At 70.8% G+C, this 8,382-nt stretch carries 9 protein-coding genes; 6 read left to right on the top strand and 3 right to left on the bottom strand.

The window, feature by feature from the left end; translation table 11 throughout:
- Window position 1: 1 nt before the first annotated feature.
- Entirely contained in the window at window positions 2–550 is a 549-nt protein-coding gene (locus tag BIV03_RS12035) for an AAA family ATPase (RefSeq protein ID WP_071295878.1), read from the bottom strand.
- 95 nt (window positions 551–645) lie between these two features.
- Window positions 646–1,317 (bottom strand): phosphate signaling complex protein PhoU, encoded by a 672-nt coding sequence (gene phoU / locus BIV03_RS12040; protein ID WP_070417800.1) that lies wholly within the window; start codon window positions 1,315–1,317, stop codon window positions 646–648.
- A gap of 146 nt (window positions 1,318–1,463) precedes the next feature.
- Here phoU and BIV03_RS12045 point away from each other — a divergent pair, with 146 nt between their 5' ends.
- Window positions 1,464–2,630, top strand: coding sequence for a cell wall metabolism sensor histidine kinase WalK (locus BIV03_RS12045; protein WP_070417801.1), 1,167 nt, complete (start codon window positions 1,464–1,466; stop codon window positions 2,628–2,630).
- Complete coding sequence (locus tag BIV03_RS12050) at window positions 2,627–3,307, top strand: response regulator transcription factor (RefSeq protein ID WP_022906624.1); 681 nt, start codon at window positions 2,627–2,629, stop codon at window positions 3,305–3,307. Before BIV03_RS12045 ends, BIV03_RS12050 begins: the two co-directional genes overlap by 4 nt.
- Window positions 3,308–3,386: 79 nt before the next feature.
- Here BIV03_RS12050 and BIV03_RS12055 read toward each other — a convergent pair whose 3' ends face one another.
- Window positions 3,387–3,992: a hypothetical protein gene (locus tag BIV03_RS12055; protein ID WP_071295879.1), complete on the bottom strand. Its 606-nt coding sequence runs from the start codon at window positions 3,990–3,992 to the stop codon at window positions 3,387–3,389.
- Window positions 3,993–4,150: 158 nt separating this feature from the next.
- On the opposite strand from BIV03_RS12055, the gene BIV03_RS12060 reads away from it, so the two are divergent.
- The 4 genes from BIV03_RS12060 to rlmB are packed head-to-tail and all read left to right on the top strand — an operon-like array spanning window position 4,151 to window position 8,324.
- Entirely contained in the window at window positions 4,151–4,633 is a 483-nt protein-coding gene (locus BIV03_RS12060; protein WP_017888066.1) for a CarD family transcriptional regulator, read from the top strand.
- A gap of 49 nt (window positions 4,634–4,682) precedes the next feature.
- The gene (gene ispD / locus BIV03_RS12065) at window positions 4,683–5,858 is read left to right on the top strand and encodes a 2-C-methyl-D-erythritol 4-phosphate cytidylyltransferase (RefSeq protein WP_083403400.1); all 1,176 of its coding nucleotides are present in this window, start codon (window positions 4,683–4,685) and stop codon (window positions 5,856–5,858) included.
- 17 nt (window positions 5,859–5,875) lie between these two features.
- Window positions 5,876–7,285, top strand: a complete 1,410-nt coding sequence (cysS, locus tag BIV03_RS12070; protein ID WP_071295881.1) for a cysteine--tRNA ligase — start codon at window positions 5,876–5,878, stop codon at window positions 7,283–7,285.
- Between the two features lie 28 nt (window positions 7,286–7,313).
- The gene (gene rlmB / locus BIV03_RS12075) at window positions 7,314–8,324 is read left to right on the top strand and encodes a 23S rRNA (guanosine(2251)-2'-O)-methyltransferase RlmB (RefSeq protein WP_070417805.1); all 1,011 of its coding nucleotides are present in this window, start codon (window positions 7,314–7,316) and stop codon (window positions 8,322–8,324) included.
- Window positions 8,325–8,382 lie beyond the last annotated feature (58 nt).

Consider the following 8,382-nt stretch of genomic DNA (forward strand, 5'->3'; position numbering starts at 1 on the left):
TTCACACGAAGTGGGAGGCGATCTCCTGCACCAGCGCGCCGACGTCGTACGGCTTCGTCGTGTCGACGCGGACCACCGGGACGCCCGGCAGGCCGACCGGCTGGGCGGCGTCGCCGTGCTCGTCCCAGAACGCGAGCACGTCGGCCAGGTCCCCGTGCACCTCGTGGCGCACCGGCACGGTGCCCGGGTCGTACCGGTCGCGCAGCCGCTCCTCGGCGGTTGCCCGGTCCGTGTCGCACCACACCTCGACAGCGCGCGGCGACCCGGCGGAGGCGAGCCGCGCCTCCAGGAGTCCGCGGTCCCGCGACGGCAGCCAGACGGCGTCGAGGACGACGCCGTTCTCGACGGCCTGCGCCATCGACCACATGGTGTCCATCGCGATGCCGCCGAGCGGACGCGACGCGATCATCGGGCCGACGAGCTCGGCGAGGGGCTCCTTGATCCGGTCCTTCGACAGGAACGGGCAGCCGAGCACCTCGGCGAGGGCGGCACCGATGGTGCTCTTGCCGGAACCGGGCATGCCGTTGACGATGATCGCGACCTGGGCCATGCCTCGATCCTGTCAGAACCCAGCGAGCCGAGCGGAACGCAGCGAGCCGGGCGGACCGTGTGGTCCGTCCGGCTCGGTGACGCCGCAGCGTCGGGTCAGGCGGGCGACACCGTCACCGAGGACGCGCCGGCCCAGTCACCCGTCGCCAGGTACTCGACCTTCTTGGCGATCGAGACCGCGTGGTCCGCGAAGCGCTCGTGGTAGCGCGATGCCAGGGTCGCGTCGACCGTGTCGATCGGCGCACCCTTCCAGGTCTCGCCGAGCACGAAGTCGAACACGCTCGCGTGCAGCTCGTCGATGGCGTCGTCCTCGTCGCGGATCTCCCCGGCGAGGGCGATGTCCTCGGTGGCGAGCAGCCGCGTGAGCTTCTGCGCCATCGCGACGTCGAGCTGGCCCATCTTCTTGAAGGTGCCGCGGAGGCCCTTCGGCACGACCTTCTCGGGGAAGCGCTGCCGGGTGAGCTGGGCGATGTGCTCGGCCATGTCGCCCATGCGCTCGAGCGACGAGCTGACGCGCAGGGCCGTGACCACGACGCGGAGGTCGCGGGCGACGGGGGCCTGACGCGCGAGGATGTCGATCGCGATCTCGTCGAGGCTGTTCGCCGCCTCGTCGATCTTGACGTCGTCGGCGATCACCTCCTCGGCGAGGGACACGTCGGACTCGCTGAACGACTGCGTGGCTCGGGTGATGGCGGACTCGACGAGCCCGGCGATCTCGGTCAGTCGCTCCTGGACGTCCTGGAGTTCCTGCTGGAAGACTTCGCGCATGGGGGAGTACCTCTCTCTGCGTACCGGTCGAGTGTCGTCACGTCAGGTGAACGAACGGTGACGTGCGGTTGAACGCTTCGCGATCCGGCCTTCCGCAGACGGTGAACGGTACCGGAACCCCGCATGACCATCCCTACACTGACGGCATGGACAACGCGTGGCTCGTGCCACTGTCGATGCTCCTCGGCGGGGTGTTCGGAGCAGGCGTCGTGGTGCTGATCATCACCGCCGAGCGCACGGCTCGTGCTGCCGACGTGGCGGAACGCACCCTGCCCGACGGCGTCGCCGCGGTCATCGCCACGATGCACAACCCGGCCGTGGTGGTCGACCCCTCGAACACGGTCGTCGCCGCCTCGCCGCAGGCACTGACGGTCGGACTGGTGGTGCGGCGGAAGCTCGTGCACCGCGAGCTCGTCGACCTCGTCGACCGCGTGCGCAAGAGCGGGGAGATGGGTGCCGAGGACCTCGAGCTGCCCCGCGGCCGGGGCAGCGACCAGATCGGCTACCTGAGCTTCCGCGCCGCGCAGCTCGGCAACCGGTACGTGCTCGTCACGGCCGACGACCTGACCGAGACCCGGCGCATCGACGAGGTACGGCGGGACTTCGTCGCGAACATCTCGCACGAGCTGAAGACCCCGATCGGCGCGATCGGCCTGCTCTCCGAGACCCTCGTCGCCGCCGCCGACGAACCCCAGCACGTGCGGAAGTTCGCCGCGCAGCTCGTCACCGAGTCGGAGCGGCTGGCCGCCCTGACGAAGGACATCATCGAACTCTCGCGGCTGCAGTCCGTCGACACGCTGGAGAACAGCGAGGAGACGTCGATCGACCGCATCGTGCAGGCCGCCGTCGACGCGAACGAGATCGTCGCCCGCGCCCGGGACATCGAACTCGTGCGGGCGAAGAAGTCGAAGCTGCGGGTGATGGGCGACCCCGCCCTGCTGCAGATCGCGGTGTCGAACCTCATCGCCAACGCGGTCAAGTACTCCCCGGACAACACCCGCGTCGGCGTGGGCGTTCGGTCCGCGAAGGGCTTCGTCGAGATCGCGGTGACCGACCAGGGCGTCGGCATCCCCGAAGCCGACCTCGACCGGGTGTTCGAGCGGTTCTACCGCGTCGACCCCGCCCGGTCGCGTGCCACGGGCGGCACCGGCCTCGGCCTCGCCATCGTGAAGCACGTCGTCGGCAACCACGGCGGGGACGTGCGCGTCTGGTCGCAGCCCGGCAAGGGCTCGACCTTCACCATCCGCCTGCCCGAGGCGGACCCCGAACTGACCACAGCACTCGAAGAGCAACTGGAAGAGCAGCCATCGTGACCAAGATCCTCATCGTCGACGACGAGCCGGCCCTGAGCGAGCCCCTGGAGTTCCTGCTGCAGCGCGAGGGGTACGACACCTCCGTCGCTGCGGACGGCGTGACCGCGCTGTCGAAGTTCGACGCGGAGAACCCCGACCTGGTGCTGCTCGACCTCATGCTGCCGGGACTCTCCGGCACCGAGGTCTGCCGACAGATCCGGACGCGCTCGAACATCCCGATCATCATGCTCACCGCGAAGGACTCCGAGGTGGACATCGTCGTCGGGCTGGAGCTCGGCGCGGACGACTACGTGACGAAGCCGTACTCGACCCGCGAGCTCCTCGCCCGCATCCGTGCGGTCCTGCGTCGCCGGACCGAGGACGACCCCGCGGACAGCGGGATCCTGCAGGTCGGTGGCATCCGGATGGACGTCGAGCGGCACACCGTGGCGGTGGACGGCTCGGAGACGCCGATGCCGCTCAAGGAGTTCGAGCTCCTCGAGCTGCTGCTCCGCAACGCCGGGCGCGTGCTCACCCGGGGGCAGCTCATCGACCGGGTGTGGGGCTCCGACTATTTCGGCGACACGAAGACCCTGGACGTGCACATCAAGCGCATCCGCTCGAAGATCGAGCGCGTGCCGAGCGCGCCGGAGATCCTGGTGACCGTCCGCGGGCTCGGCTACCGCATCGAGGGCTGACGCGAGGTCGGCTGACGCACAGGAGGCGCGGTGCCGGTCCCTGGGACCGGCACCGCGCCTCCTGTGCGTGCGTCTGCTGCTAGTTGCCGGCGTCCTGCGTCGCGTCGTCCGTCGGCGTGGCCGCGGGCGTCTCGACCGGGAGGGTGATCTCGCTGGTGGGCTCCGGCGAGGAGGTCGGCGCGAGCGTCGCGTACTCCTCCTGCTGGCTGGTCAGCACCGGGACGCTCGCCGAGACGCCCTCGGCGCCCGAGTACGAGAAGTAGACCTTGACCAGCGAGCCGGGCTTGGTGTCGGCGTCGTCGAAGACGACCTCGCGCGAGTCGCCGGCGGCCGTGCCCTGCGTGGTGCCGTCGCCCTCTTCCGTCGAGGCGGTGGCCTGCTCGGAGGGCTCCGCGGCGCCGCCGAGGTCGATGTGCGTGTTCGCCGGGACCGTGACGGTCTGGGTGTCCCCACCGACCTCGATCGAGAGGGTGATGTCGTCCCGCTCGGCGTTGTTCACGATCGTGCCCACGAACCGGGCCCCGTCGGCGTCGTCCGCGATGAGGAGCGCGTTGCGGATGTCCACCTTGCCGGTCGACACGTTCACGCCGTCGGTGATCTGCTTGATCTCCGTCGTCTGTGCGGGCGACATGAACTCGCAGCCGGTGGCGCCGAGCGCGATGGTTGCCGCAACGGCGACGGACACGAGTACCCGAGCTCGCAAGAGATTCCTCCGGAAGATCACGATTGTGGACCGGACGGTCCGGCACCATCCTACCGATCAGCGGGGGTGCCAGTTGTTAGGCGCCCCTTACCCGAACAACGCTTGTGGTAAACTGGGTGTCTCGGAACGGAGCCTGATACATGCAATTCGAGGTCGGCGAGACCGTCGTCTACCCCCATCACGGGGCGGCAACCATCTCTGAAGTCAAGACGCGCGTCATCAAGGGTGAGGAAAAGGTCTACCTGAAGCTGCGGGTCACCCAGGGTGACCTCACGATCGAGGTCCCGGCGGACAACGTCGACCTGGTCGGAGTCCGTGACGTGATCGGCAAGGAAGGCCTCGACAAGGTGTTCGAGGTCCTTCGTGCCCCCTTCACCGAAGAGCCCACGAACTGGTCGCGTCGCTACAAGGCGAACCTCGAGAAGCTCGCTTCCGGTGACGTCATCAAGGTGTCCGAGGTCGTCCGCGACCTCTGGCGCCGCGACCAGGACCGCGGCCTGTCCGCGGGGGAGAAGCGGATGCTCGCCAAGGCGCGGCAGATCCTGATCTCCGAGCTGGCGCTGGCCGAGAAGACCGACGAGGACAAGGCATCGACCGTCCTCGACGAGGTCCTCGCCTCCTGAGCGCACCGGACCACTGAACACGTCCTCGACCGTTCTGTTCCCCCACGGGGTGGACAGGGCGGTCGTCGTCGTTGCGGCCGGTTCCGGCACGCGGCTCGGCATCGGGACGGCCAAGGCGTTCGTCCCCGTGGCCGGCACGCTGATGCTCGCGCGGGCGCTCGAGCCGCTGTTCGCCCTGCCGTCGCCGACGCTCGTCGTGGTGGTCGCGCCGGCGGCGCTCCTCGACGACTGCCGACAGGTGGTCGCGTCCGTCGCCGGGGCTGCGGTCGCCTACACGGCCGTCGTCCCCGGAGGCGCGGATCGCCATGCCTCGGTCGAGGCCGGCCTGGCCGTGCTGCCGGACTCCGTCACCGCGGTGCTGGTGCACGACGCGGCGCGTTGTCTGACGCCGGCAGCCCAGTTCGAGCGGGTGTTCGACGCCGTCGCCGGTTCGCTGCACGACGGGGCGGGTGCCGGGTTCGTCCCCGCACTGCCCGTCACGGACACGATCAAGCGCGTCGACGGGGACGCCGTCGTCGAGACCGTCGACCGCGCGGCACTCGTCGGGGTGCAGACGCCGCAGGGGTTCCCGCTCGCCGCGCTCCGGCAGGCGTACGCGGTGTCGCAGCAGGCCGAGACCGACGACGCCGGGGTGTTCCAGGCGGCGGGCGGCACCGTGCGGTTCGTCCCCGGCGACGCCGACGCCTTCAAGATCACCACCCCGTGGGACCTCGGTCGTGCCGAGTCGATCGTGCGTGCCCGCGCCGCCATCCCCGAGGACACCCGGGTCGGCCTCGGGGTGGACGTGCACGCGTTCGACGCGGCGTCCCCGTGCCGGGTCGGGCTGCTCGACTTCCCCGGTGAAGCGGGGCTCTCCGGCCACAGCGACGGCGACGCGGTCGCGCACGCGGTCTGCGACGCCCTGCTCTCGGCGGGCGGGCTCGGCGACATCGGCGGGACGTTCGGCACGTCGGACCCCGCCTACGCCGGGGCAGCGGGCGACGTCTTCGTCCGGGGTGCGGTCGCGATGCTGGCCGCCGCCGGTCTGGCGCCCGTGTCCGTCACCGTGCAGGTCATCGGGAACCGCCCGCGCATCGGCGCACGTCGGACCGAGATGCAGGACGCCCTCGGCGCCGTCGTCGGGGCCCCGGTCGCGGTCTCCGGCACGACGACGGACGGTCTCGGGTTCACCGGCCGCGGCGAGGGGCTCGCCGCGATCGCGACAGCCGTCGTCCGACCGGTCTGACGTCCTAGGCTGGACGCGTGACCGTTCGCCTCTACGACTCCCGCGCCGCTGCCGTCGTCGACCTCGTCCCGCTGGTCGACGGACAGGTGAGCATGTACGTGTGCGGTCCGACCGTGCAGTCGTCGCCGCACATCGGGCACCTCCGCTCCGCGCTCGTCTACGACATCTGGCGCCGCTGGCTCACCCACCGCGGCCTCCGGGTCACGCTCGTGCGGAACGTCACGGACATCGACGACAAGGTGCTCGACCTCGCGCACGGCACCGACGAGGCCTGGTTCGCCCGGGCGTACCGCGTCGAGCTCGAGTTCACGGCCGCGTACAACGCCCTCGGCATCCTGCCCCCGACGTACGAGCCCCGGGCCACCGCGAGCGTGCCGCAGATGCACGACATCATCACCAAGCTCATCGACCGCGGGCACGCCTACGCGGCGGCGGACGGCTCCGGCGACGTCTACTTCGACACCGGCAGCTGGGCGTCCTACGGGGCGCTCACCCGGCAGCGGCGCGAGGACATGGTCGAGGCCACCGACGCCGACCCCCGCGGCAAGCGCGACCCCCGCGACTTCGCGCTCTGGAAGGGCGCCAAGCCCGGGGAGCCGTCGACGGCGAACTGGGACTCGCCCTGGGGTCCCGGCCGCCCGGGCTGGCACATCGAGTGCTCGGCGATGTCCCGGCGTTACCTCGGCCCGGCGTTCGACATCCACGGCGGCGGGCTCGACCTGCGCTTCCCGCACCACGAGAACGAACTCGCGCAGTCCACGGCGGCCGGAGACGCCTTCGCCTCCTACTGGCTGCACAACGGCCTGGTCTCCGTCGACGGGCAGAAGATGTCGAAGTCGCTCGGCAACTCGATCTTCGCCGCGGACTTCCTCGGGTCCGCGCGTCCCGTGGTCGTCCGGTACTTCCTCGGCGCCGCGCACTACCGCTCGTCGATCGACCACCACGACGGCTCCCTGGCCGAGGCCGAGGCGGCGCTCGACCGGATCGAGGGCTTCCTGACCCGGGCCGCGCCGCGGCTCGAGGGCGTCCGGCTGGCCGATGCCCCGGGGGTGCCCGAGGCCTTCGCCGCGGCGATGGACGACGACCTCTCGGTGCCCCAGGCCCTCGCCGTGCTGCACGAGACCGTCCGCTCCGGGAACGCCGCCCTCGACGCGGACGATGCGGAAGCGCTCGGAACCGCGTACCATCAGGTGGCTGCGATGGTGGAAGTGCTCGGCATCGATCCGCGAGCCGCCCACTGGTCGGGTGGTGGCCACGACGCATCGGCCGCACCGCTCGCAGCACTCGTCGAACGCCTCGTGCAGGAACGCGCCGACGCCAGGGCCGCACGCGACTTCGCCACGGCCGACCGCGTGCGCGACGACCTCGCATCCGCGGGCATCACGATCGAGGACACCGCAGCAGGTACACGCTGGAGCATCGCCTGACAACGGCAGTGCCGGACAGGAGAGAGCAATGAAGAACGTCTCGGGCAGCAAGAAGGGACGGCCGGGCGCCGTCCGGACCGGTCGCAAGGGCAACAAGCAGGTCGGCTCCGGCGGCCAGGGCGCGCAGGCGCTCGAGGGCCGCAAGCCCACGCCGAAGGCCGAGGACCGTCCGTACCACCCCGCCGGCAAGCGCAAGGCGGCGAAGGAGCGCTTCGAGGCCGCTCGCGGGCGCCACGGTGCGTCGAGCTCACCGCAGCAGCGCACCGGTCGTCCGCCGCAGCGGAAGACCGACGACTCCGAGCTGGTCACCGGCCGCAACTCGGTGCTCGAGGCCCTGCGCACGAAGACCCCCTCGACGACGCTGTACATCGCCTCCCGCATCGAGGTCGACGACCGCGTCAAGGAGATCCTCGCGCTCGCCAACCACCGCGGCGTCCCGATCATGGAGATCATGCGTCCGGAGCTCGACCGCATCACGGGGCACGACAGCGTGCACCAGGGTGTCGCGCTCAAGGTCCCGGCGTACGAGTACGCCGTGGCCGAGGACGTCGTCGAGCGGGCGTTCGCCAAGGACGAGGTCCCGCTGCTCGTCGCCCTCGACGGCATCACCGACCCGCGCAACCTCGGTGCGATCATCCGCTCCACCGCGGCCTTCGGCGGCCACGGTGTCGTCGTCCCGCAGCGGCGTTCGGTCGGTGTGACCGCGTCCGCGTGGAAGACCTCCGCCGGTGCGGCCGCCCGGACCCCCGTCGCGATGGCCCCGAACCTCACGCAGACCCTCAAGTCGCTCAAGTCGATGGGCCTGTTCGTCCTCGGCCTCGACGGTGACGGCGACGTGGAGCTCGACGGCCTCGAGCTCGCCGACCGTCCGATCGTGATCGTCGTCGGTTCCGAGGGCAAGGGCCTCTCGCGCCTCGTCACCGAGACCTGCGACGCGATCGTCTCGATCCCGATCTCGAGCGCGACGGAGTCCCTCAACGCGGGCATCGCCGCGAGCGTCACCCTGTGGGAGGTCGCCCGGCGCCGTCGCGCCGAGTAGTCGCGCACTTCGTGAGCAGGAATGGTCGCCTCCCGGTTCGGGAGGCGACCATTCCTGC

The organism is Curtobacterium sp. MCBA15_016 (assembly GCF_001865105.1).
Lineage (GTDB): Bacteria > Actinomycetota > Actinomycetes > Actinomycetales > Microbacteriaceae > Curtobacterium.

Coding starts and splice junctions, on each gene's coding strand:
- BIV03_RS12035 (WP_071295878.1), bottom strand. CDS start 550: ATGGCCCAGGTCGCGATCATCGTCAACGGCATGCCCGGTTCCGGCAAG.
- phoU (WP_070417800.1), bottom strand. CDS start 1,317: ATGCGCGAAGTCTTCCAGCAGGAACTCCAGGACGTCCAGGAGCGACTG.
- BIV03_RS12045 (WP_070417801.1), top strand. CDS start 1,464: ATGGACAACGCGTGGCTCGTGCCACTGTCGATGCTCCTCGGCGGGGTG.
- BIV03_RS12060 (WP_017888066.1), top strand. CDS start 4,151: ATGCAATTCGAGGTCGGCGAGACCGTCGTCTACCCCCATCACGGGGCG.
- rlmB (WP_070417805.1), top strand. CDS start 7,314: ATGAAGAACGTCTCGGGCAGCAAGAAGGGACGGCCGGGCGCCGTCCGG.